Below are 23,327 nucleotides of genomic sequence, written 5' to 3' on the forward strand. Positions count from 1 at the left end.
TAACATCACCACAGCGGAACCGGGGTGGCGCCCATCTTGTACCAGCCGGGCAGATTTCCCTTGGCGTTCACTACGCGGTCGATGCGCTTGCTGATGCCCGCGGTCATGTCGCCGTTGGTGATCATCTCGGTGAACAGCGCGGTCAGGTTGCCGTAGTCGAAGAAGTCGCGCTGCCACTTCCACTGGAAGTCGCCGCCGTATTTGAACCAACTGCCCTGGATACCGGTGAGCGCGTAGTTCGTTCCGTCGGTCCGTGTGACATCGCAGACCTGTTTCCACAATCCGAGCATGCCGCCGGTCTGCTCGTCGACCACCCAGGACTGATACGGGTAGGTCCAGCCGTCCAGACCGTCCATCTCCGAACCGATGGCCCAGTCCCGGATCTCGGTGCGCCCGACCGCCATGAAGTCGTGTTTCGGGCCGTAGTTCCAGCCGTAGGTGGCGTCCTCGGTGTAGAACTCGGCCAGCGGGCGCCAGTCGCCTGCGCGTTCGCAGTCGACGTTCGCCTGCAACCAGCGTTCGATCATCTCGTCGAGTTCGGCGCGGGGAAATGACATCGAGATCTGCTCCGATCTGTGCAACGCACTCTTGGTAGCAGGTACGTTACGCACAGGATCGACGGTTGTACAGACACTTGTCCAATTATCTGTCCGGCAGTTTTCTTCGATGCCCTTCCTATGTCCGCCACAGCATTTCAGCCCGACGACACACCGCCGCTACCCCGGCCCGGTGACGTCCTCGCCAGCCCGTCGCGGCCGGGCGACAAGCTCCAGCGCGAGCAAGACGACGCCGGTGACCACCGCGATCAGCACCGCCACCCGTACGGTCGGATAGTCCCAGAACAGCAGTACCGCGGCGGCGACGAGCAGCACGGCCCCACGCACCCACCCCAGATTCGCCGCGACGAACCCCGATACCGGACCGCCCTCGCCGCGCCGGAGCCGATCCCCTACCCGACCGGCGGTCGCGCGTACCCAGGACGCCGGCGCCGACGGGCCGGCGAGGAAGGCACCCAGCCCCACCGCGGCGGCCGACACCGCGAGCACCCGCATACTCATCCGCAACGGACCCACCAGGGTGTCGAAGACGATCCGGGCGACCTCCGGTGAGATCGACTGCGCCGGAACATGTTCGAGATACACGCGACGCGCGATCAGCAACGCCACCGCGAGCACGACCATCGACACCAGCACACCCGCCGCGACGGCGAGGATCGCGCGCCGACGGAAACCGTTGCCCGCCACCAGAACCGCGCTCAGCGCACAACCCACCGCGACGGCCGCCAGCACGATCGCCGCCCGGTCCAGCAGCCGCACCGCCCGCTGCGCCTGTGCCAGGTCGTCCGATTCGGCGAGCACGAATTCGGTCGGTAGGTCGATGGCGCGGTCAGCGAGGACGAAACCGCGGCTGTCCAGTTCGTCGACGAGCTCGGCCACCATCGGAGTGAGCGAGATCGACACCACGCCGGCCTGCACCCGCAAGGCGCCCTCGTCGATTCCGGTGACCGCCGCGACCAGCCCGCGATGCGCCTGCCGGTTCGCCGCGTTCCACAGTTCGGGGAAGGCATCGCTGTGCACAAGGGCGCTCACCGCGTTCCGGACCAGCCCTTCGGACTGCGCCGCCAGCAGCGCGGGCACGCTCCGCAGCGCGGCGGTCACGCGCGGACCGCGGTTCTCGGCGTCGCCGACCGTGTCGAGCAGATCGGATGCCAACCGCTCGACGTCGACCCGGGACATGACAGACCGGGTGAGCGCGTCCACGACAGCCGTCTGAATCGCAGGGTCGGCGGCGAGCGGGGCCACGGTGTCGACATAGTGGTCGGTATCGAGGACCTGCGCCCGCAGAAATCCTGCGATAACGGCGGCGAATGTGAAGATCCCCATGACGCACACCAGCAATGCGACGGCAGTTCGCCGCCCCCGGCTACCAGAATCAGTCGTCATCTGTCCGGCTTTCTCGCTGACGTCGAGTCCGATCATCGTATCCCGCACCCGCTGACCGAACGGACTGCCGCGCAGCGGACCAGATCTGCTCCACAACACTTGTCGTGGCGATCATTCGGCACACCCAGCGTGCTCGGACTGCCGACCCGCTAGATATCCAGGCGGATCCGGATGCCCACCATGCGCTCGGAGCCTCCGCGCAGCCTGCTGCCCAGCAGTCCTATCCGGGCGACCAGCCCGTACTTGCGCTTCATCAGCCCGGTGAAGTGCGCGCTCGCGTCCGGCGCGAGCACCTCGGCGATGCCGGGAACCGCGGGACCGAACGGCTTGCCACGCCAGTCGCAGGGCGCGACCGTCACGCGGCCCCCATTGCGGATCCGCTTCACCTTCCCCGCGTCCGCCGCGCTCCACACGGCCAGCGTTCGGCCGTCGCGCATCACCCAGACCGGCGTGGGGACCGCCCTGCCGTCTCGGCGGAACGTGGTGAGTAGCAGGTACTTGCCGGCGGCGAGCTCGCCGAGCACCGTGTCGGGGTGTTTCATGGCACCATACTAACTAGTTAGTTAACTATTGTGTCCGAGGAAGCGCACGACGCGTTCGAAAGGAATCCGCATGGGGCGATTCGTCGGGACTCTGCTCGCGGGCTTCGCGGTGGGCACCCCCGCGATCCCGGTCGGCCTCTCCCTGTCACTGCCCGGCCCGGTCGCGTTGATCGCGGTGTTGCTCGGCGCGGCCTGCTGTGTGGTCTTCGCGGTGTTCGCCATGGAACGCGCCAGGGCGCGCTGGCAGTCGTGGCGCGGACGCCGCAAGTCGGTTGCCGCACAGGCTGTTTCGGTGAATACCGCCAACGGTGCGGCCCCCTGCGACGCGACCGTCGGGCAGACGCCCCCCGTGCACGCCCGGCTCTCCGGCGCGACGGGCCTGCGGGCCCCGCGAGTCCTCGACCGCTATGGCGTCGCGGGCTTCGGCATCGTCGGACCCGCGCTTTTCGGCACCTGGGGCTCGGCCCTACTCGGTGCGGCACTCGGCATCCCCCGCTGGCCGCTGATCTGCTGGCTGATGATCGGGATCACCCTGTGGTGCACGGTGCTGCTCGTCGCATCGGACGCGGTCTTGGCCGTCCTACGATGACCCCCATGTCCCGAGCCGACGCCACCAAGGCCCGCATTCTCCAGGCCGCCACCGACGAGTTCGCCACGTACGGCATCGCCGGAGCCCGGGTGGACCGGATCGCCAAGACGGCGGCGGCCAACAAGAACCTCATCTACGTCTACTTCTGCAGCAAGGACCAACTCTTCGACGCGGTCTTCGACGCCCACGTCACCCACGGCCTGAATTCGGTCCCCTTCACCCCCGAGGACCTCCCCGAGTACGCCGGACGGCTGTTCGACTACTGCCGCCGACACCCCGATGTCATCCGGCTGGCCACCTGGCACCGCCTGGAACGCGGCGACCGAGACCTGGCCGGCACGCCCGCGCGGGACGCCAAACTGGACGCACTCGCCGCGACACAGCGCAAGGACCGCATCGGCTCCGACTTCTCCCCCACCGCACTGCTGACCATCGTCTTGAGCATTGCGCTGGCGTGGAGCCCCGGCAACGTCACGAACCTGCCCGCCGTAGCGGCCGAGAGCGCCGACGAACGCCGACGCGCGATCGTCGAGGCCGTGCGTCGCCTCCTGTGAGCCGCACCGCCGCGTACCGCCGACAGGCAACCCGAGGGATATCCCTGAGCTGAAGCTCCGGGTCGAGACCTGATGTGCCCGGCCCCCTCCGACGGGACCATTGCAGGATGGAAAGCGTTGGCAATCAGGATATTTCAGGCAGCGTTCGACGGCGGCGCGGTATCGCCGTGCTCGCATCGGCCGTCACGGCAGCGAGCCTGCTCGGGCTCTCGACGGGAACCGCGTCCGCGAACACCGCAGGCAGCTGCTTGTGGGCGGACAGCCCGTCTTCGCAGGGAGTCACCGTCATCGCAGGCGGCTGGACCTTCACCTGCGGCCGATCGCGGACCGGGGACGCGCGCTGGGATCGCGGGTCGTCGACGCAGCGCGCGAGCACAGTCGCCAATCCCGGCGCCGCAGGCGATCCCACCGGCCGTTTCAGCGCGGGAGCCGTCCAGCCGGGCACCAGCTACACCGACTACTGCGTAGGCGACCAGCTCGTCAGCGGTCGCGAAGCGGTCTACGAAGCCGTGCCGGACGGCCACGGTCTGCGCTGGCGGCCAGCGGGCCCGATCGCACAGTGGCGTTTCGATCAGGGCGACGGTACTGCGCCGACCGCACGGTCCGCGAGCGAGTGCCGGGCAGATCCTCAGTACTGAGCCCGGCTCACCCGCGGCGACGACGCGGTCATCGAACCAGGTCGGATCCGGCGTCGGCGCGGACACGCTTCGGCAACGCCGAGGACACGGCTCTGGCTCTGCGGGCGAATCGGAGAAATGATCGAACATAACCGGCACTCCCCGGCCATCGGCACAACGTGGAGGTTCGACGATGTGGAACGCGATTGTTCAGATCTGTGGATTCTTGATCATCGGTGCGGTGGTCGGCGTGCTGGCCAGGATGCTCAAGCCGGGCAAGGAGAACATGAGCATGGGCATGACCCTGGTGCTCGGGATGGCCGCGGCGCTCATCGCCGGGGTGATCGCCAGCCTCATCGGCGTCGGCTCCATCACCGAACTCAACTTCTGGGGCTTCGTCCTCGCGGTCATCGCCGCGGTGGTGCTGCTGTTCGCGGCCGAGTCGATGGGCGCCCGTAAACACCCGCCTGTCGCCTGAGCCGAAAATAGCAGGTCATCGCCGGAACCGGCGGTGACCTGCTTGGCGAATGACCGGTTCGCCGCGACCACCCGCTACTTCCGTCCGAGCGACCCGGTCGCGGTGAGCCGCAAACCCGAGATCGTCGACATCGTGTCCATCACCGACGCCGGTCTGCTGGTCTGGTACGGCGGCAAGGACACCTTCGGCACACCGTGGTCAGACATGGCCCCGCTCCTTCCCATCGAACTCGACGTCCCTATCCCCTGACATCCCCTGACGCCCGGCCACGCCTGGCCGAGGACGATCATCGCCATCCGCCATGCCCAAATCGAGGACGGCCGCCACCTCCACTTGCTACAGTCCCAGACAGCTGACTACGGGTGCGTAGAAATGTTGTAAACATCCGTGTAGATCAGTGGTCAGATTCGGTCGTACAGCTCGGCGACCGCATTGAACACGGGGCGGTCAACATGGCAACGATAGGCGATAAGGCAAGCTCACCAACCGATTTCGACCTTGTGGTGCGATTCTGCCTCGACTGGTGGCGCGACCATCCACGACAGTCGGTGGAGACCGCCGGCCGTCAGGTCACCATGGCATGGCAGGCCACCGCCGAGCTGGTCCGAGCCGTGGTGCATCGACGCTTTCCGCTGGCCGAATTCCTCCGTCAGAGCTCGTTCATGGCAGGTGTCTCAGCCACCCCTACCCTGCTGGTCGCCATCCCGATCGCGGCTATCGTGTCGATCCAGATCGGTTCGCTGGTCAGCCAGGTCGGCGCGACGACCTTCATCGGGGCGGTCAACGGCCTCGGCATCATCCGTCAAGGCGCGCCGCTGGTCACCTGCCTGATGATCGCAGGCGCGGTCGGCTCGTCGATCTGCGCCGATCTCGGTTCCCGCACCATCCGCGAGGAGATCGATGCCATGCGGGTGATGGGCGTCGATCCGATCGCGCGGCTGGTCGCGCCGCGACTGCTCGCCGCGGTGCTGGTGAGCATTCTGCTGTGCGGGTTCGTGGTGTTCGTCGGGTTCGCCACCGGCTACCTGTTCAACATCTTCATTCAGGACGGCACACCCGGTTCCTACATCAGCACATTCGCCTCGTTCGCCGTCGCGAGCGACCTACTGGTCGCGCTGGTGAAGGCGGCCATGTTCGGCGCGCTCACCGCGATCATCGCCTGTGATTGCGGCCTGAACACGAAGGGCGGCCCGGGCGGTGTCGCGAACGCGGTGAACTCCGCGGTGGTCAGTTCGGCGATCGTGTTGTTCGCGGCCAATATCGCGCTCACCCAGATCTACAACACCCTGTTCCCGTCCAAGGTGCTCTGAGATGGCGAGCTACCTACCGCCCCTGCTGCGTCCACTCCGGGCCGCCAAGGCCGCGACGACCCCGCTCACCGAGGCGAACGCCAGGTTGGGACACCAGGGCGTCGTCTTCGTGGAGGCATTGCTGGCGATTCCGTTCGTCCTTCGGCACTACCGCAAAGAGGTCGTGCGGCTGATCATCGACGTCACCTGGGGCAACGGCGCGCTGGTGGTCGGTGGCGGCACGGTCGGCGTGATCCTGATTCTGTGTGGCTTCGGCGGCATCACTGTGGGAATGGAATCGCATACCGCCTTGGATCTGCTGACGATGAGCCCGCTCACCGGCGCGATCTCCGGTTTCGCCACCACCAGAGAGCTGGCTCCGCTGCTGGCCACCATCGCCTTCGCCGCGCAGGCGGGTTGCCGGTTCACCGCCCAGATCGGCTCGATGCGGATCGCCGAGGAGATCGACGCGCTCGAGTCGATGGCGATCCGCCCGCTGCCCTACCTGATCACCACCCGCATGCTGGCCGCCGCGGTCGCGATCCTGCCGCTCTACAGCGTCGGTATGGCCACCGCCTACCTCGCCACCAAGGTCACCGCGTTCTTCCTGGGTGGCAACGGGATCGGCACCTATGACCACTACTTCCACCAGTTCCTCGACCCGGGCGACATCGTCTACTCGGTCCTCAAGGCGGTCGCGTTCGTGCTTGTCGCCACCTTCATCCAATGCCACTTCGGCTATATCGCCGCGGGTGGGCCGGAAGGCGTCGGGGTCGCGGCCGGGCGCGCGATCAAGATGACGATCATCGTGGTCGTTTTCCTCAATCTGCTTCTCACACTCGCGATCTGGGGCGTCGACTCCGGTATCCGGATCTCCGGATAGGGGGACTGCTATGTATCCGGATCCCAGCGGACGCGGGTGGTCGCGCGGGCGGCTCAGCCTGGCGGGTGCCGCGATGGCTCTGAGCCTGACCGGTGTCGTCGCGTTGCTCGGGCTGCGCTACGCGGGCCATTTCGAGGAAACCGTCGCGGTGACGGCACGGATGACCAGCACCGGCGACGGGCTGCCCGCGCGCGCCGACGTGCGCTTCCGCGGGCTGCTGGTCGGCACGGTGTCGGCGGTGGAAATCGCCGAGAAGGGCCTGAGCCAGCGGGTAGACCTCGACCTGGAGCCTGCTGCCGCCGCGGCCATCCCGGCCTCGGTGACGGCTCGTGTCGTGCCGGCCAACATCTTCGGAGTCACCTCGGTCGAACTCGTCGACAACGGCCCGGCCGCGACGCCGCTGCGCGCGGGTGCCGTCGTCGAGCAGGACACCAGCCGCGCCACGGTGGCCCTGCAGACCACGCTGACCACCTTGCGCGACGTCCTGAACCGCATCCAGCCCGCCAAACTCGCCCGGGTGCTGGCCACCCTGGCCGAGGCACTCGACGGTGACGCCCGGCTGCCCGGCTCCACGATCGAACGGCTCGACCAGTGGATCACCGAGGTCCGCGCCATGCCCGGCATCGGCGAGCTGCTCGGAGATCTCGGGGCGGCCACCGCGGCGGTGAACCAGTCGGCACCCGAACTCGCTGACGCGCTCGGCAAATCGGTGCAGACGGCACACACGATCACCGTCCGCCGCAACCAGGTGATCGCACTGCTCACCTCGGCGGGCACGGCCACCGACGCGACCCAGGCGCTGTTCGCCCGGAACCCGGACGCGGGCAAGGAGCTCGTCGTCGGACTGGACGAGACATTCGGTGCGCTCGCGGCGGATCCGTCCGCGTTGACCGAGACCGTCATCGCACTCGGCGATTCCCTGAGTCGCCTTGCCACCGTATTCAATTGGGGGCCGAGTAAGCAGATGCAGTGGGACGTCACGGTCTCGTTCACACCGTTTCGCCAGTACACCGCCGCCGACTGCCCGCGCTACGGCAGCCAGGCCGGACCGCGCTGCGATACCGGCAGCATCCCGGATTCCCCAGCGCCACAGTCTTATCCGACGCAGTTGATCCCCGGCTGGCTGGCCTCGGCCGGCCCCGCGCCGATTCCCACCATGCCCGCCCTGCCCACGCTGCCGAATTTCCCGGCCCTGCCGAATATCCCCGGACTCTCCCTACCCGGCCTCGTGATCCCCGGCATCACCGCCCCGGCGAGTTCCACCCCGCGACAGCCCGGCCACCGCGCCGGACCGGTGGCGCTGACCGGCCCCGCCGCGGTGGCCGCGTTCCTGGGCGAGCGACCGAACACCACGCAACAGCTGCTGCTCGGCTCCGTCCTCACCGGTGCGACCGTGACGCTCGCACCACCGTCCTCCGGAGGTCACTGAGATGCGCACCCGCACCATCTATTTCGGGCTCGCCGTCTTCGTCGCCCTGTCGATGATCGCGACCTACACGATCTGGTCGACCTTGCGACGTTCGGTGCCGGGTGACACCCATCGCTACAGCGCCGTCTTCACCGACGTGCTCGGCCTGCGCACCGGCGACGACGTGCGGATCGCCGGCGTGCGCGTCGGCCGGGTCGACGCGATCGACCTGGTCGACCGGCGCCGTGCCCAGGTGACGCTGTCGGTGCAGTCGCGCCAGCACCTGAGTACCACCACGAAAGCGCTGATCCGCTATCAGAATCTCATCGGCCAGCGCTATGTCGCGCTGGCCGTGGGGGAATCGGCGGGTGAGCCACTACCCGCAGGCGGCACGATTCCCCTGGAGCGCACGGAATCCTCGTTCGATGTCTCCGCCATGCTGTCGGGCTTCGAACCACTGTTCAGCCTGCTGCAACCCGACGACGTGAACTCGCTGTCGGAAACCCTGGTCCAGGCGCTGCAAGGTGACGGAGTGTCGTTGTCGGCCTTGATCACTCAGGCCGCCGCACTGGCTACGACCTTCTCCGAACGCGACGAGATCCTCGGCGCGGTGATCACCAATCTCAGCGATGTCATCACCAGCCTGGCCAACCGCAGCGGCGAGCTGGAGACCCTGATCACCCAGTCCCGTGCCCTGGTGAGCGGGCTGTACGAACAGGGCGAGGTACTCAAAGGCTCGGTCACCGGGATCGCCGAGTCGACAACGAAACTGACCGACCTCATCACCAGGGTCGCACCGGGGATGGCGCAGGCGCAGCAACAGGCGAGCGAGGGTGTGGACCTGCTGCTGTCCAATGGCGCGCGCCTCGACCGATCGGCGATCGAACTACCGCTGATCCTTGCCGGACTCGCCCGGATCAGCGGCAACGGCACCTACGTCAATACCTATGTCTGCAGCCTGGACGTTTCGCTGTGGGGCGTGCTGTTTCCCCGCGGAATGTTCTCCCAGGTCGGCGGCAACGAGCACTCGGAGGTTTGCCGATGATCAAGTATCTGTTCTTCCTTGTCCGCACGACCCTGCGCGATGCGTTCGGCAACCGGAACTTCGCCCTCGGCATCGCGGCGGGGGTCACGGTGATCGTGCTCGTCCTCGGATCCGGGATTCTCTCGCGCGCGCACCTGGGCGAGGACACCGTCCACGCGGAATTCGCGCAGGCCGCGGGCCTACGGACCGGCAACAGCGTCGACGTGGCCGGCATCGAAGTCGGCACGGTCACCGCCGTGCGGCTCGAACGCGATCGGGTCCTGGTCTCGATGAGTGTGCGGCCCGATCTCGGCGTGGGTCACGACGCGAAAGCGGCGATCAAGATGTCGACCATTCTCGGCAAGATGCACGTGGAACTCGATCCGGGCACCGAGGGGCAACTACCCGGCTCCCGTATCCCGTTGTCGGCCACCACCGTTCCCTACAACCTGGCCAAAGTCGTGAACGATCCGAAGTATCGCAACTCCTTCGAGCACCTCGAACGACTGGACCCGAACGCGCTGCGCGCCGGCCTGGACGCGGTGAGCACGCAGCTGGGCGATTCACCGCAGCTCACCGCTCAGGCGCTCGACAGCGTCGGCGCACTGGCCAAGGTGATCGCCTCCCGGCGCGACGAGGTGGACCAGCTGCTCGGCAGCATGGATCAGGTCTCCGGACTGATCGCCGACAACCAGAACAGCGTGCTGGTGCTGCTGACCAACGGCCAGGCAATCGGCGAGGCCGTCGTCGCGCGCCGTGATCTGATCAGAGAACTGCTCGACAACATCGCGGCGGCCTCGAAGATCCTGCAGGACATGGGCGTCGACGACGGCGGCAGGCTCGGCCCGCTCATCCACAACCTGAACACGATGTCGCAAGGTCTGGAAAAGAACCGCGAGCACCTAGACGCGCTGTATCAGGTGATGCCGGTGGCGGTCCGCCAATTCAACAACGCGTTCGCGCAGGGCCCCTACGGCGACATCTACATGCCGTGGCTGTTCCCGGACAACTGGCTGTGCCTGGCCGACGCGGTAGAAGGGTGCAAGTGATGCGCAGAGTGCTCCAATGCCTCGCACTGGCGATCATCACCGGCATCGGCACGGGCTGTTCCTCGATCCCGGTGTCGCTGCGCCCCGAGGCCGTCCACCTCACCGCCGACTTCGAAGGCGCCGCCGGCCTGTTCGTCGGCAACGACGTTTCGGTCCTCGGTGTCCCGATCGGGCGGGTCGACGCGATCGAACCCAAGGGTGCCTTCGTCGAGGTGCGGATGACGATCGAGCCAGGCGTCGAGCTGCCCGCTGACGCCATGGCCGCCCTGGTCTCCCCCCAGCTCATCACCAACCGGCACGTCGAATTGACGCCCGCCTATACCGGCGAGGGGCCCACTCTCGCCGACGGTGCCCATATCCCGCTGGCGCGCACCAGGACTCCGGTCGAACTCGACCGCATCCTGCGCAACTTCGAACAACTCGGCGAAGCGCTGAAGGGCGACAACGCGACCGGGCCGATGGCCAGCCGGGTGCTGTTCCCGATGCTCGACGGCAACGGTGATCGCATCCGCGAGACCCTCGACGCCCTCTCCACGACATTCGAGGTGTCGCTGGCCAACAAGGACCAGATCTCGCGCACCATCGTCGAACTCAACGAGCTCACCACGATGATCGCCGGAAACGACCAGACCGTCCGGGACTTCAGCGGTCGGCTGACCGAACTGGTCGCGCTGCTGGCCGAACAGGCGCCGGGCCTGGCCGCGGTGCTCACCCAGGTGAACGACTTCATCGCCAATACCTCGACGGTGCTGGCCGAGAACCGCGCACCGCTCACCGACGCGGTGAACCGCCTGGTCACGATTACCGGCCAGATGCGTGACAACGCACGCGGCCTCACCGAGATCGTCGATGTGACGCCGCTGATGGCCGACAACTTCGCCCGCACGGTCAGCACCGACCAGCGGGCGATGCGGCTGCATCTGCTCACCGATAAATCGTTGCTGGACAACGAAACCCTGTCGCTGCTGTGCACGCGGCTCGCGTTGCGTGCCGACGGCTGCCGGACGGGAAAGCTCATGGATTTCGGTCCGGACTTCGGTCTGACCGCCGCACTGCTGGGACTGTCCGAATGAGCAGAGTCACCCGCCTCACCGTCACCGCGCTGGCCGCGATCAGCGTCAGCTCGTGCACGGTCACCGTCGACAACGTCCCGCTGCCGCGCCCCGGTGTCGAAGGGCCCTCCTACCGCTTGCACGCGGTGTTCGACAACGCACTCAACCTGCCGGAACGGGCCAGGGTGAAGATCGGTGGCACCGATGTCGGAGTCGTCACCAAGATCGATACGACGAACTTCCTCGCCGACGTCGAGCTCGAGGTGCGCCGCGACATCGCGCTTCCGCAGGGCACCCGGACCGAACTGCGACAGCCGACCCCTTTGGGCGACATCCACATCGCCATCGTGCTGCCGCAACACCGCCCCGGCACCCCGTTGCTCGCCGACGGCGATGTCATCGACCGCGAACACACCTCGGCCGGCGCCTCGGTCGAGGAGTTGATGATGGCGATGTCGATGCTGCTCGACGGCGGTGCGATGAACCAGGTCGCCCGCATCACCTCGGAACTGAACGCCATTATCGGCGGGCGCGGCCCCCAACTGTCGCACCTGCTCACCGAACTCACCGCGACGCTGAGCGCGTTGAATCAGCGCACCGGGCAGATCGATTCGGTCCTGCACGGACTCGACGGGCTCACCGCCACCCTGCGCGCCCGCAAAGCCGAACTCGGCCAGGCGGCCGATACCTTCCCCACGCTGATCGCCGTGATCGCCGAGAACAACCGCGCCATCTCCGATCTCACGACGAAGGTCTCCACGGTGACCGCCGCGCTCGGCGATTTCACCTCGACCACCGGCCCTGAATTCCTCAGCCTGTTCGACAGCGTGCAGCGGTTGATGAACGGATTCACCCAGATGGGGGACAACTTGGGCACCACACTGGACCGGCTCAACACACTGGCCCCGGTGGCGCGCACGTCGATGCAAGGGTCGAGTCTGGCTGTCGCGGCGCGGATCTCATACCTCGACATCGGCGCGCTCACCGATACCGAGGGCAGCAGGTTGCCCGACGGCACCGACGTCACCGCGTTCATCGGCAGCCTCGCCCAGGTGCTGGCCCGGGTGCTCGGCCGGCTGCAGGGAGGTCATCGATGATCGCGCGCGCCGCGACCCTCGTCGTCCGGCTGGCCCGCTGGGCCGAGCGCCACCAGACCGCCGGGGCGATGCTCGGCATGGTCGGGATGCTCGTCCTCGGATCCGGCTACATCGCCATCGACGTCGTCGGCGTGCGGCCACTGCACACGACCTATACGGTGCGGGTCCAGCTCGACAGCTCCGGCGGCCTGCTCCCGCACAGCAACGTCACCGTGCGCGGGGTGCGGGTCGGCGCGGTCCGCGCCATCGCACTCGACGATGCGGGGATCCTCGCCGAGGCCGAGATCGACAGCGCCACCACCATTCCCGTCGGCACACCGGTCGCGATCGGGCGGCTGTCGGCGGCAGGCGAACAGTATCTCGACTTCCGGCCGACCAGCGGCGAGGGCCCATACCTCGCCGACGGTGCGACGGTGACCGCCGATCAGGTGAGCACCCCGGTCACGATCGACTCGTTCCTGGACAACACCGGAGCCCTCATCGCCGGGATGAACCCGGACCGGCTCACCGTGATCGTCGACGAACTCGATCGCGCGCTGCGTGGTGGGCCCGATGTGCTGCGCAATGTGATCAGCGGTCTCAGCCAGGCGATGACCGGCCTCACCGGACTGCTCCCGCAGACCACCCAGTTGATCAGCAATCTACGGGTCATCGCCGACACCACCGCCCACGCCCAGCCCGACCTCGCCACCCTGGTCCGCGGGTCGGGCGCGCTGTTCGACCAGATGAACGCCGCCGACAACGAAGTGCGCGAACTCCTCGACGAGGGTCCAGGCAGGCTCACCACCCTCGGCGGCGTGCTCACCGAGACCAGCGATCCGCTGACCAGCCTGGTGACCAATTTTGTCGCCATCACCCGGGCGGCCCGCTTGCGAACCCCCGCGATGTCGGCTCTGTTTCCCGCCCTGCGTGCCGGTGTGGTCGCCCTCGGAGTTCCCGCCCACGACAACGCCTTCCACACCATGGCAGACATCTGGCCGCGCCCCACCTGCGAGTACGAAACCATCCCGGTCTCCCCCGCCGAGGTCTCCGACGGCCGCGGGCGGCTCTACAACTACTGCGTCACCAGCCATCCCGAGCTGCAGGTCCGCGGATCGGCCAACGCGCCGCGCCCCGCCGGACCCGACAACGGATCGGGCCCACCGCCCGGCGTCACCGGCGACGAACTCACCGTCCCCCTGCCCGCCAACTGACTCCTACCCACCGAGGACTTACCCATGACCGCCGAACTCCAGCCACCGATCGACGATTCCGAAACGACTGCGGAACCTCGGCGAATTACCCTGCGCCGCATCATGATTCCGGGAGCGGCGGTGGTCACGACCGCCGCCGTCGCCATCGCCGCCTTCCTCGCCGTGGACAACCATCGGATCCGCGCCCGCGAACAGGCACGCGACTCCGCGCTCCAGGCGGCCTGCACCTACGCGCCGACGCTGGCTCGCTACGACGCCAAAGACCTCGACACGTATTTCGCCGCGGTGCTGGCGGGCGCCACCGGCAGCTGGAAGACCGAATTCGACGCCACCAGTAAAGATCTGCGTGACGTACTCACCCAGGGGCAGGTGGTCTCGACGGTCGGCAAGGTCACCTGCGCGATCGAGTCCGCCGACGAGACGTCCGCGACAGCGGTGGCGGTCATCAATCAGACCATCACCAGCCTCGGCACCAAAGGCGCGCCCGCTCCCGGACAGCTCTCGGTGAGCATGTCGCTCCGTAAGGACCTCGACCGCTGGCTGGTCAGCGAAGTAAGCACCCCGACGCTTTCCCGCTGATCGAAAATGCCGCGGACCATAGCGATTCCGTGGTGTGCGCTGTTAGTATCCTACTTGATAACTACACTCGAGTAGTAATTGGTTCGGCCAGTCCGCGACCGACAGCAAGAAATTTGGGGAGAACCACATGGCAGCAATACGCGAATGGTTGTCGCTACCGGAGGTGGCGCCGGCCGAGGATTACGGATTCTTCGGACCCGATTCGGTCGCGTGGCGGGTCTGGAGTTACCCGACCGGATTGACCATCGGCTTCCAGCGAGCGGTCGTCATCGAGGAACTCGACCCCGCGCTCATCGCCGCGGTGGACACGACCAGCGCGATCTACAGCCGCCCGCGCACCCGCTACGACCGCACGTTGCGCTATTTCGCCATGGTGATGTTCGCCGACAGTCGATCCACGACCAGCGCGGCCGACGTCTTGGTCAAGATCCATTCCAAGGCCGTGGGAATCGATCCGGTCACCGGGAAGTACTACGACGCGAATGATCCGCAGTCGCAGTTGTGGATTCACCTCACCGCGTGGCACTCCCTGCTGATCGCCTACGAGAAGTACGGACCGGGGCGGCTCAGCGCAGACGACGAATCGCGCTATTGGCACGAATGCGCCAGGGCCGCCGAACTCCAAACCTGCGATCCGGCGGACGTTCCCCGCACTCGCGAAGGTGTCGCGCAGTACTTCGAACGGATGCGGCCCCAACTCATCGGCTCCGATATCGCGAAGAAGGCGATGAATCATCTCCTCGACGCCGAGGTGATGCTGCCGCCGATGCCGCGTTTGCTGCGACCACTGTTCACCATCGTCGCGGCATTTCTGCGACGTGGAACACTGGCCACGATGCCGCGATGGATGCGGGAGATGGCCGGACTGCCGACCGGACGGGTTCTCGACCTCCTTGTCCTGCCCTGGCTGAGCGCGGCGATGACAGTGGTCAGCTTGAACACTCGGCTGCAATTGCTCCTGCTGCAGTTGATCTCCCCGACAACAGTGCCGGTGGCGGCACCGATGCTGCTCGGAATAACGCCGACCGATCCGGTGACGACGACACCTCGGCAGGCTCAGAAGAAATACGGGTACGACATCCCGGCGCAAGCCCACCACGCATTACGTGAGAAACAACGTCAGCGCGTATTGATGGACGGCATCGCTCCCTCCGATGAGGGAATCATCGAATCGCAGCCGATCCTCGGCGACATCGCCTGAAAAGAAACAGAGAGCGACAGTGTTGACAAAGCTACTGGAACGCCGGATCAGTATCCGCCAGATGATGTACCTGGCAATCGCGGGCGGCGTCCCCTATTTCGCGATCGGTGTGATCTGGTTGATCACCCACGACAGCCATCTGGGTGACGTGGCCGGGCTCGATCGACTGTTCTCCTCGATCGGCGAGGTGATCGCCTGGCCCGTGCTGATCATCGCCGATATCCAATTGCGGTAGTCCATCGGCACGAATCCGCTCACCGCGTCACGGTGAGCGGATTCTGCTCGCGGCGATCTCAGCCGGAACGGTCGCCGCTGTCGACACCGTTCGCAGGTGCGGCGCCGGACTCGGTGGGCAACGTTCGGATCATCGACCGGACGGTGGCGCGCAACCTTTCGGGCGGAAAGCGTTGCGGATCCGACAACACCATCCGCCCCAGCACTTCGGTGAAACCGAGCATGACATGGGCGATCAGTTCCACATCGACCTCTCGCGGGCCACCGCGCACCGCGAAACCCGCGGTCAACAGCTCGACGCACTGATCGAGGAGCTTGTCGCGCGCGGCGCCGAGCAGCTCGCGATAGTCGGTCGGCGCACCGTCACTGTGCAGCAGGATCAGGCGCCAGCGCGTCGGCGCCGCGGCGACGGATTCGAGAAAAGCCATCACCGCCGCGACGTATTCCTGATCAGGATCGGATTCTTGCAGGTCACGTGGCATAGCCGCGGAAACCTGCCCCATGCCACGTGAGTGTTCCCGGTGCAGCAGGTGCGCCATCAACTCCGGCGCGGTGGGATACATCGCATACAGCACCGGCTTGGCTACGCCGGCTTCCTTGGCAACTGCCTGCATCGTCAAATTCGCGAGCCCGGCCTCACCGACGACACGAAGCGCGGCGTCGAGCAGCTGCGTTCTACGCTCATCCGGCGGAAGGCGGGGCCCGTTGCGGCGCTTCGGGCGAGCGTCGGTCGGCATGCTCTCGGTACTCACACCGACATTATCTCCCACTCCTCCAGCGGGGGTCGGCCATCCTCTGGAACAAATTCCCAGCGACCACAGCATCGAATTGCACTTCGGCTCCGGTGATTCGTATCTTCACCCGCGCACGACCGGCTCAGCGAACTGCCGGCCTGCGATTCGAGCTCGAAATCGCCGTTCACGTTGTGATGCGCACTGCCATTCGGGTCCGCTGACGTCCTTACGTCAGTTTCGGAAGTACCGCGCGTTGCGGTACCCCGGAGTATTCGCTCAACGGGCGGATGAGCGCGTTGGACGCGCCCTGCTCGATGATATGGGCCGACCAGCCGGTAATGCGGCTCATCACGAAGATCGGGGTGAACATCTCGACGTCGAAACCCATCAGGTAGTAGGCGGGGCCGGTCGGGAAGTCGAGGTTCGGCTTGATGCCGGTCGCGTTCACCATCGTCTTCTCGAGTGCGTCGTACATGCGCACCCACTTTTCTCCGCCCGTGTGTTCTGCGACATCGTGAAACGCCGACTTCATGGTCGGCACACGCGAATCACCGTTCTTGTAGACACGGTGGCCGAACCCCATCACCTTGTCCTTGGCGGCGAGCTTGGCCACCAGCCAGTCCTCGGCACGGGCGGGATCGTCGATCGCGAGCATGTCGTGCATGACGGCCTCGTTGGCACCACCGTGCAGTGACCCCTTGAGCGCGCCGATCGCCGCGGTGACCGCACTGTAGATGTCGGACTGTGTGGAGGTCACCACGCGCGCGGCGAACGTGGAGGCGTTGAAACTGTGCTCGGCGTACAGGATCAGCGAAACCTCGAACGCCTTGACGATCGCCGGATCCGGCACCGCACCGAAACACATGTTCAGGAAGTTCTCCGCGAACCCCAGGTCGGTACGTGGCGCAATCGGGTCGAGCGCACGGCGCCGCCGGAAGTCGGCCGCGACGATCGTGGGGAGCACCGCGGTCATCCGCAGCGCCTTCTCCAGGTTCTCCTGGGCCGAATTGTCATCCTCGGTGGGATCTTCAGCTCCCAGATAGCTGATCGCGGTACGCACGACATCCATCGGATGGCAGTTCTCGGGCATCTTGGACAGCAGCGAGAGCATTGACCGATCGGCGCGCCGGAACGCGCGCTCACGCTCGAGGAACAGCGAGAGCTGAGAATCCGTCGGCAGCTCACCGTGCCACAACAGGTAGGCGACCTGCTCGAAGCTGCAGTGCGCGGCCAAGTCCTGCACCGGATAGCCTCGGTAGGTCAGCGAGTTTGTCTCGGGCACCACCTTGGAGATCGCCGTCGTGTCGACAACGACACCGGCCAAACCTTTGCAGATTGTGGGCGATATGGTGCCGGTCATCGCCGACCTCCCTCGACGGTGAAATTGAAGATGCCGGAATCGAATTCGTTGTAGCGCTGGTACTCGAGCAGTTCGTATAGGCGGCTGCGGTGTTGCATCTGGTCGAGCAGTCCGGATTGCGTTCCCGTTGCGGCTATTTCGCGAAGTCCGTGTTCGGCGGCGAACATGGCCAGCCGCAGCGTGGTGACCGGGTAGATGACCGCGTTGTAACCGAGATCTTGTAGCTGCGCCGCGGAGAGCAGCTCGGACTTGCCGAACTCGGTCATGTTCGCCAGCAGCGGGATATCCACGGCAGCGCGGAACTTCTCGAATTCGGACTCGTCCGCGAGCGCCTCGGTGAAGATCAGATCGGCCCCCGCGTCGGCGTAGGCCTTGGCCCGGTCGATCGCGGCGTCGATGCCGTCGATGCCCGCGGCATCGGTGCGGGCACAGATGACGAAGTTCGGGTCCCGGCGCGCTGACACCGCTGCCCGCAGCCGCCGGACCATCTCGTCGGTCGGCACGACGGCTTTGCCGTCGAGGTGCCCACACCGCTTCGGGTTGACCTGGTCTTCGAGGTGACAGCCCGCGATGCCCGCGTCCTCGAGGACGGTGATCGTGCGGGCGGCGCTCATCGGCTCACCGAACCCGGTGTCGGCATCTATCAGGGTCGGCAGGTCGGTGACCCGGGCGATCTGCTGCCCGCGACCGGCAACTTCGGTCAGGGTGGTCAGACCGATGTCGGGCAGTGCGAGGTCCGCGGAGACGACGGCGCCGGAGACGTAGACGCCTTCGAAGCCGATCTCCTGGATCAGCTTGGCCACCAGGGGATTGAAGGCGCCGGGCAGCCGTTGGATGGTTCCGGAGACCAGGCCCGAGCGGAACGCGATGCGTTTGTCGGTCGCGGCGGTGGCGGCGGCGATGAGTCCGGTCATCAGAACAGTCCCTTCGCGAGTTTGGGCGCGCGGGCGAGCACGTCCTCGGGAACGGTGAACGTGAGCTGGCCGAGTTCACCGGACTTCAGGTCGGCGGTGCGCTGGACGGCGTCGAGGAATCGGTCCTGTTCGGCCGGGTCGATGACGCCCTCGGCGAGGGTGCAGAACTTCTCGATGTACTGATCGCGGGCGAAGGGCCGGGCGCCGAGCGGGTGCGCGTCGGCCACCGCCAGCTCGTCGACGATCACGTCGCCGTTGCGCAACCTGATCTCGGCGCGGGCGCCGAACGCCTTCTCGGTGGGGTCGGGTGAGTGATAGCGGCGTGTCCACTCCGGGTCCTCGGCGGTGGAGATCTTGTTCCACAGCGCGACGGTTTCCGGGCGCTGCGCCCGCTCGGGCGCGTAGGACCGCTCGTGATGCCAGGTTCCGTCCTGCAGGGCGACGGCGAAGATGTACATCACCGAATGGTCCAACGTCTCACGGGAGGCGGTGGGGTCGAATTTCTGCGGGTCGCCCGAGCCGGTACCGATGACGACGTGCGTGTGGTGACTGGTATGCAGCACAATGGATTCGATCTGCTCGAGGTCGCCGACCCGCTCACGCATCCGGCGAGCCAGATCGATCGGCGCCTGGCTCTGATACTCGGCCGAGTGTTCCTTGGTATACGAGTCGAGGATCGCGCGCTTGGCTTCTCCGGGTCCCGGCAACGCAACGTTGTACTCGGCTTCCGGCCCGCCGAGCAGCCACGCGATGACTCCGTCCTCGCCCTCCCAGATCGGCGACGGCGCGCCCTCACCGCGCATCGCGCGATCGACGGCCTCGACGGCCATCTTCCCGGCGAACGCGGGAGCGTAGGCCTTCCAGCTGGAGATCTCGCCCTTGCGTGACTGGCGGGTCGCGGTGGTGGTGTGCAACGCCTGACCGATGGCCTGGAAGACGGTGTCGGTGTCCAGTCCCAGCAGGGTGCCGATGCCTGCCGCGGCCGAGGGCCCGAGGTGGGCGACGTGGTCGATCTTGTGTTCGTGCAGGCAGATCGAACGCACCAGGTCGATCTGGATCTCGTATCCGGTGGCCAGGCCCCGGATCAGATCCGCGCCGCTGCGGCCCGCATGCTGCGCGACGGCCAGGATCGGCGGAATGTTGTCGCCGGGATGGGAGTACTCCGCCGCGAGGAACGTGTCGTGGAAGTCGAGTTCACGCACAGCTACGCCGTTCGCCCATGCCGCCCACTCCGGCGAAAACGTCCTATCGATGCCGAATACCGTCGATCCGGGACCGTACGGGTGCGCCTGGGCCTGAGCTCGGGCGTTGGACACCGGGCGCCGGGTCAGCGAGGCGGCCGCGACGGCGGCATTGTCGATGATCCGATTGATGATCATCTCGGCTGTTTCCGCGGGCACGCCGACCGGATCGGTGGCGACCTCAGCTATCCGCCAGGCTAGGTGCTCCCCCTTGGGGAAGTGCTCGGCGGAACGATGAGTGCGTACTGGATAGGTCTTCAATTCTGGTCCTCCAACGGGAATGCGACGGCACGAGCGCCGATCGGCGGTATGCACAGCGGTCATATGTTGTGACATCGCTGATTGTGTTGAGCTTCACAGTGTTTCGACGGTCAGGAGCTGGCTCACCCGCCGAACAACGCCACATGGGTCGCGCCTACCACCAAGCCGAGCAGCGCGCCGTGCAGATACAACAGCCAGGCGTCCTGCTCGACCGAGGCGTAGAACATTTCCATGAATTCGCCCGGGGTCAGCAACTGCAATTTGCGAGCGGCGAATTCGTTGATCTTCGTCGCTTGTTCCTGCGCGAACTCCCTGTCCTCGACCAGGCTCGGCGCCAAGCCCACCGCGGCGTCGACCGCGCCGACCTCGAGACTGTCGAAACGGCTTTCGCCGAACGCCATGCGCACCATCGATCGGGTGGGGCCGAGCTGGTGGTGGATCTCGGCGGAGATGACGTGCTCGATGAGTCGGCGGGTCTTGTCCCCATTGGGACCGTCGAGCAGCTCCTTCGACAGATTCGGCAGCGTCAGCACCTGGTAGGCCAAGACCTGGGCGAGATCCTTTGCCGCCTGCGGCTGCCGTTTGGCCAGCAGCGCCTGCCGCCACAGGTACTTGTACCGCGGCTGCGGATCACCGGGTTCGAACACCATCTTGACCGCGATGACATTGACGGCGACGCCGATCATCGCCGCGGCGACCACGATGACCAGCCAGCCGGGAATCCCGCCGAGCACCGGAATGCTGTGGTGCACTTGCAGGTACAGAGCTAATAGCAGACCGAAGGGCGCGCCGAGCAAACCGATCCGGACCATGAACCGCAACTCCGGGGCCGCGACAGTCGTGGTGAGATCCTTGAGTATGTACGGATTTTCCTGCAGGTAGCGGATCACGAAGCTCTTGACGTCGATCAGTTGGTCGACGCTGCCGCCCAAGGTATCGAAGGCTCGGCGACACAAGGCCGGGAGCTCTCGGTCCACCTGCTGGTAGACAATCTGCTTCACCGGCCTCGGCACTGTGCGCCACAAGACCTCGTTCTCCCGCGCCACCACGTCGTCGACAAGTGGCCCAACCTGTGCGCGTACGAGCTCGGCGATGTAGTCGGCGATGCCGTCCAGGTCGAGTTCGTCGATGAAGTCACGCGGGCTGCCGATCCGCATGAGTGCCTTGTCGACACAGATACTGGCCATCTTCTCCGCTCGGGCCGGGGTGAAGCCCTGGAATCCGAATCGCCTTCCGTCGCCGGAGAAGACCGGCAGCACCTGCACCCGGCGCGGGAAGTACGGATACAGGACGTCGAGGCCGGGTATTCGGATTCCGCGGAAGTGGACCGGCCAGAACAGCATCAGAACACCGGTCCAGTTGGTGAGCCAGCCGGCGATCGCACTGAAAACCGAAAAGCTCACGAGGTCGAAGAGAAACCTCGAATGCGCGCTCATCTCCCAGTCGATGAGCCCGCCTGCGGCGATAGTCGTCATGACAAAGCTGCCCCACAGCGGCGACGACGGCGAAACGCAGGACAGACCGCGACAACGCGTGTCATTGCCGTCCCCGCGGGCTGACGCCGAACTTCCGGAGACCTCGGCTGGTGACCGAGCGCAGGATTCCGAGCGTGAACAGTGCCTTTCGCCGCGAGTACGGGTACCACAGCAGTTCCTTCTGTGTCGTGGGTATCCGAGGTGTCGTGATCGCTTGCGATCTGCAGTACTTGTGCACGGCGGCCGCACCGCCGAATCGTGTGCCGATTCCGGATGTTTTCCAGCCGCCCATGGGCAGCGTGAAGTTGAACAAATTGGAGAATGCGTCGTTGATGTTGACCGCGCCCACCTCGAGCTGGCGCGCGACGCGGGCGGCGCGAGTCTTGTTGCCCGACCACACGGTGGCTGAGAGTCCGAACTCGGAATCGTTGGCCAGACGGATCGCCTCTGCCTCGTCAGCGACCTTGATGACCGGAAGGGTAGGTCCGAAGGTCTCTTCCCGGATACACGACATCGAATGGTCGACATCGACGAGAACGGTAGGCGCGAAGAAGTTCCCGACCCCGGTCGGACGGCCTCCGGTGACTACCGTGGCGCCTGCGGCGACAGCCTCGTCGACGTGGCGCTTCACGACAGCGAGCTGGGCGGGAGTCGCCAGCGCACCGACGTCGAACCGGAAGCTGTCACCGTCCTGGCCCTGACGAAGTTCCTCGACATTCCTGGTCAGCTTGGCGAGGAAATCGTCGTACACCGGCGCCTCGACGTAGACGCGCTCCACCGAAATGCACACCTGGCCGGAATTGAACATGCCACCCCAAGCGATGCCGTGGGCCGCCCGGTCGAGGTCGGCATCGGCCAGTACGATCGCGGCATCCTTGCCCCCGAGCTCCAGACTGCACGGTTTCAGCAGCTCACCCGCTCGCTGGGCGATGATCCGGCCCGTGTGCGTGGAGCCGGTGAACTGGACGTAATCGACGCTGTCGACTACGGCCGCCCCGGTGCCCCCGGCACCGGTCGTCACCTCCAGGACCGGTGGCGCGCCGATCTCTTTCCAGCCCTGCACCAGAAGTACTCCGGACAGCGGCGTCACTTCCGACGGTTTGAGCAGTACCGCGGCACCCGCCGCGAGGGCGGGCGGAATATCGAGAGCAGGCATGCCGAAAGGGAAGTTCCACGGCGTGATGACCCCGACCACCGGATACGGCCGATACACCACGGCCAGCCGTTTCGGGAAGACCGCCGGGCTGTGCGGGGTCGGGTGCCGATCGGCCATAAACCGCTCGGCCCGGCGGGCATAGAAGCCGAAGATGTCAGCGGCGGCGGGGCCCTCGATCGACGCATCCATCCTGGGCTTCGAGGTCTCCGCTTGGACCACATCGGCGATCCGGCCGGCGTTGTCGATCAGCCAATCCTGATACCGCAGCATCCAGACCTTTCGGCCTTTCGGGCCGAGAGCTTCCCATTCGGGTTGGGCTGCTCGCAGCGCTCGCACCTTGGCGGCGACGATGTCGGGTGAGTCGTTGGGCACCGTACCGACGACGCGCCCGTCGGCAGGATTACGCACCTCGATGTCGGCGCGATTCACCGTGGGGTCCACGGATGTCATCTGT

Annotated in this window: 25 protein-coding genes; 16 read left to right on the forward strand and 9 right to left on the reverse strand. The window is 66.2% G+C overall.

Going from position 1 to position 23,327, the window contains the following annotated elements:
- Positions 1–5: 5 nt before the first annotated feature.
- From ACQHI0_RS17345 to ACQHI0_RS17355, 3 genes are all read right to left on the reverse strand, one after another.
- Complete coding sequence (locus ACQHI0_RS17345; protein WP_427908961.1) at positions 6–557, reverse strand: nuclear transport factor 2 family protein; 552 nt, start codon at positions 555–557, stop codon at positions 6–8.
- A 159-nt stretch (positions 558–716) separates the two neighbouring features.
- Positions 717–1,883, reverse strand: a complete 1,167-nt coding sequence (locus ACQHI0_RS17350; protein ID WP_427908962.1) for a hypothetical protein — start codon at positions 1,881–1,883, stop codon at positions 717–719.
- A gap of 209 nt (positions 1,884–2,092) precedes the next feature.
- Positions 2,093–2,485 (reverse strand): PPOX class F420-dependent oxidoreductase, encoded by a 393-nt coding sequence (locus tag ACQHI0_RS17355; RefSeq protein WP_427908963.1) that lies wholly within the window; start codon positions 2,483–2,485, stop codon positions 2,093–2,095.
- A gap of 70 nt (positions 2,486–2,555) precedes the next feature.
- Between ACQHI0_RS17355 and ACQHI0_RS17360 the strand changes: the two genes are divergently transcribed.
- From ACQHI0_RS17360 to ACQHI0_RS17435, 16 genes are all read left to right on the forward strand, one after another.
- A complete protein-coding gene (locus ACQHI0_RS17360; RefSeq protein WP_427908964.1) occupies positions 2,556–3,074 on the forward strand; it encodes a hypothetical protein in 519 nt (172 codons plus the stop codon).
- Between the two features lie 5 nt (positions 3,075–3,079).
- Entirely contained in the window at positions 3,080–3,628 is a 549-nt protein-coding gene (locus ACQHI0_RS17365) for a TetR family transcriptional regulator (protein WP_427908965.1), read from the forward strand.
- A gap of 167 nt (positions 3,629–3,795) precedes the next feature.
- The gene (locus tag ACQHI0_RS17370) at positions 3,796–4,266 is read left to right on the forward strand and encodes a hypothetical protein (protein ID WP_427908966.1); all 471 of its coding nucleotides are present in this window, start codon (positions 3,796–3,798) and stop codon (positions 4,264–4,266) included.
- A 172-nt stretch (positions 4,267–4,438) separates the two neighbouring features.
- On the forward strand, positions 4,439–4,723 hold the full coding sequence (locus tag ACQHI0_RS17375) for a GlsB/YeaQ/YmgE family stress response membrane protein (protein ID WP_379217618.1): 285 nt from the start codon (positions 4,439–4,441) through the stop codon (positions 4,721–4,723).
- A gap of 42 nt (positions 4,724–4,765) precedes the next feature.
- Positions 4,766–4,972, forward strand: a complete 207-nt coding sequence (locus tag ACQHI0_RS17380) for a hypothetical protein (protein ID WP_427908967.1) — start codon at positions 4,766–4,768, stop codon at positions 4,970–4,972.
- Positions 4,973–5,175: 203 nt separating this feature from the next.
- Complete coding sequence (locus ACQHI0_RS17385) at positions 5,176–6,033, forward strand: MlaE family ABC transporter permease (RefSeq protein ID WP_427908968.1); 858 nt, start codon at positions 5,176–5,178, stop codon at positions 6,031–6,033.
- Between the two features lies 1 nt (position 6,034).
- A complete protein-coding gene (locus tag ACQHI0_RS17390) occupies positions 6,035–6,895 on the forward strand; it encodes an MlaE family ABC transporter permease (RefSeq protein ID WP_427908969.1) in 861 nt (286 codons plus the stop codon).
- A 10-nt stretch (positions 6,896–6,905) separates the two neighbouring features.
- Complete coding sequence (locus tag ACQHI0_RS17395; protein ID WP_427908970.1) at positions 6,906–8,324, forward strand: MlaD family protein; 1,419 nt, start codon at positions 6,906–6,908, stop codon at positions 8,322–8,324.
- A gap of 1 nt (position 8,325) precedes the next feature.
- On the forward strand, positions 8,326–9,348 hold the full coding sequence (locus tag ACQHI0_RS17400) for an MlaD family protein (RefSeq protein ID WP_427908971.1): 1,023 nt from the start codon (positions 8,326–8,328) through the stop codon (positions 9,346–9,348).
- Positions 9,345–10,376, forward strand: a complete 1,032-nt coding sequence (locus tag ACQHI0_RS17405; RefSeq protein WP_427908972.1) for an MlaD family protein — start codon at positions 9,345–9,347, stop codon at positions 10,374–10,376. Before ACQHI0_RS17400 ends, ACQHI0_RS17405 begins: the two co-directional genes overlap by 4 nt.
- Positions 10,376–11,449 carry an MCE family protein gene (locus ACQHI0_RS17410; RefSeq protein WP_427908973.1) on the forward strand — a complete coding sequence of 358 codons (1,074 nt, stop codon included), beginning with the start codon at positions 10,376–10,378 and terminating at the stop codon, positions 11,447–11,449. Before ACQHI0_RS17405 ends, ACQHI0_RS17410 begins: the two co-directional genes overlap by 1 nt.
- Positions 11,446–12,525, forward strand: a complete 1,080-nt coding sequence (locus tag ACQHI0_RS17415) for an MCE family protein (RefSeq protein ID WP_427908974.1) — start codon at positions 11,446–11,448, stop codon at positions 12,523–12,525. Before ACQHI0_RS17410 ends, ACQHI0_RS17415 begins: the two co-directional genes overlap by 4 nt.
- Positions 12,522–13,718: an MCE family protein gene (locus ACQHI0_RS17420; RefSeq protein WP_427908975.1), complete on the forward strand. Its 1,197-nt coding sequence runs from the start codon at positions 12,522–12,524 to the stop codon at positions 13,716–13,718. Before ACQHI0_RS17415 ends, ACQHI0_RS17420 begins: the two co-directional genes overlap by 4 nt.
- A 24-nt stretch (positions 13,719–13,742) precedes the next feature.
- Positions 13,743–14,297 (forward strand): hypothetical protein, encoded by a 555-nt coding sequence (locus ACQHI0_RS17425; protein WP_427908976.1) that lies wholly within the window; start codon positions 13,743–13,745, stop codon positions 14,295–14,297.
- Between the two features lie 127 nt (positions 14,298–14,424).
- On the forward strand, positions 14,425–15,498 hold the full coding sequence (locus tag ACQHI0_RS17430) for an oxygenase MpaB family protein (RefSeq protein WP_427908977.1): 1,074 nt from the start codon (positions 14,425–14,427) through the stop codon (positions 15,496–15,498).
- 61 nt (positions 15,499–15,559) lie between these two features.
- A complete protein-coding gene (locus tag ACQHI0_RS17435; protein ID WP_427908978.1) occupies positions 15,560–15,733 on the forward strand; it encodes a hypothetical protein in 174 nt (57 codons plus the stop codon).
- Between the two features lie 58 nt (positions 15,734–15,791).
- On the opposite strand, the gene ACQHI0_RS17440 is transcribed toward ACQHI0_RS17435, so the two are convergent.
- The 6 genes from ACQHI0_RS17440 to ACQHI0_RS17465 form a co-directional block, all read right to left on the reverse strand.
- The gene (locus ACQHI0_RS17440) at positions 15,792–16,484 is read right to left on the reverse strand and encodes a TetR/AcrR family transcriptional regulator (protein WP_427908979.1); all 693 of its coding nucleotides are present in this window, start codon (positions 16,482–16,484) and stop codon (positions 15,792–15,794) included.
- A gap of 208 nt (positions 16,485–16,692) precedes the next feature.
- Positions 16,693–17,826, reverse strand: coding sequence for a bifunctional 2-methylcitrate synthase/citrate synthase (locus tag ACQHI0_RS17445; protein ID WP_427908980.1), 1,134 nt, complete (start codon positions 17,824–17,826; stop codon positions 16,693–16,695).
- On the reverse strand, positions 17,823–18,740 hold the full coding sequence (gene prpB, locus ACQHI0_RS17450; protein ID WP_427908981.1) for a methylisocitrate lyase: 918 nt from the start codon (positions 18,738–18,740) through the stop codon (positions 17,823–17,825). The genes ACQHI0_RS17445 and prpB overlap by 4 nt, the downstream gene beginning before the upstream one ends.
- The gene (gene prpD / locus ACQHI0_RS17455) at positions 18,740–20,242 is read right to left on the reverse strand and encodes a 2-methylcitrate dehydratase PrpD (protein ID WP_427908982.1); all 1,503 of its coding nucleotides are present in this window, start codon (positions 20,240–20,242) and stop codon (positions 18,740–18,742) included. The genes prpB and prpD overlap by 1 nt, the downstream gene beginning before the upstream one ends.
- Before the next feature lie 122 nt (positions 20,243–20,364).
- Positions 20,365–21,717, reverse strand: a complete 1,353-nt coding sequence (locus ACQHI0_RS17460) for a hypothetical protein (RefSeq protein WP_427908983.1) — start codon at positions 21,715–21,717, stop codon at positions 20,365–20,367.
- 61 nt (positions 21,718–21,778) lie between these two features.
- On the reverse strand, positions 21,779–23,323 hold the full coding sequence (locus tag ACQHI0_RS17465) for an aldehyde dehydrogenase family protein (RefSeq protein WP_427908984.1): 1,545 nt from the start codon (positions 23,321–23,323) through the stop codon (positions 21,779–21,781).
- Between the last annotated feature and the right edge of the window lie 4 nt (positions 23,324–23,327).

The organism is Nocardia sp. FBN12 (genome assembly GCF_050320175.1).
Taxonomy (GTDB): domain Bacteria; phylum Actinomycetota; class Actinomycetes; order Mycobacteriales; family Mycobacteriaceae; genus Nocardia.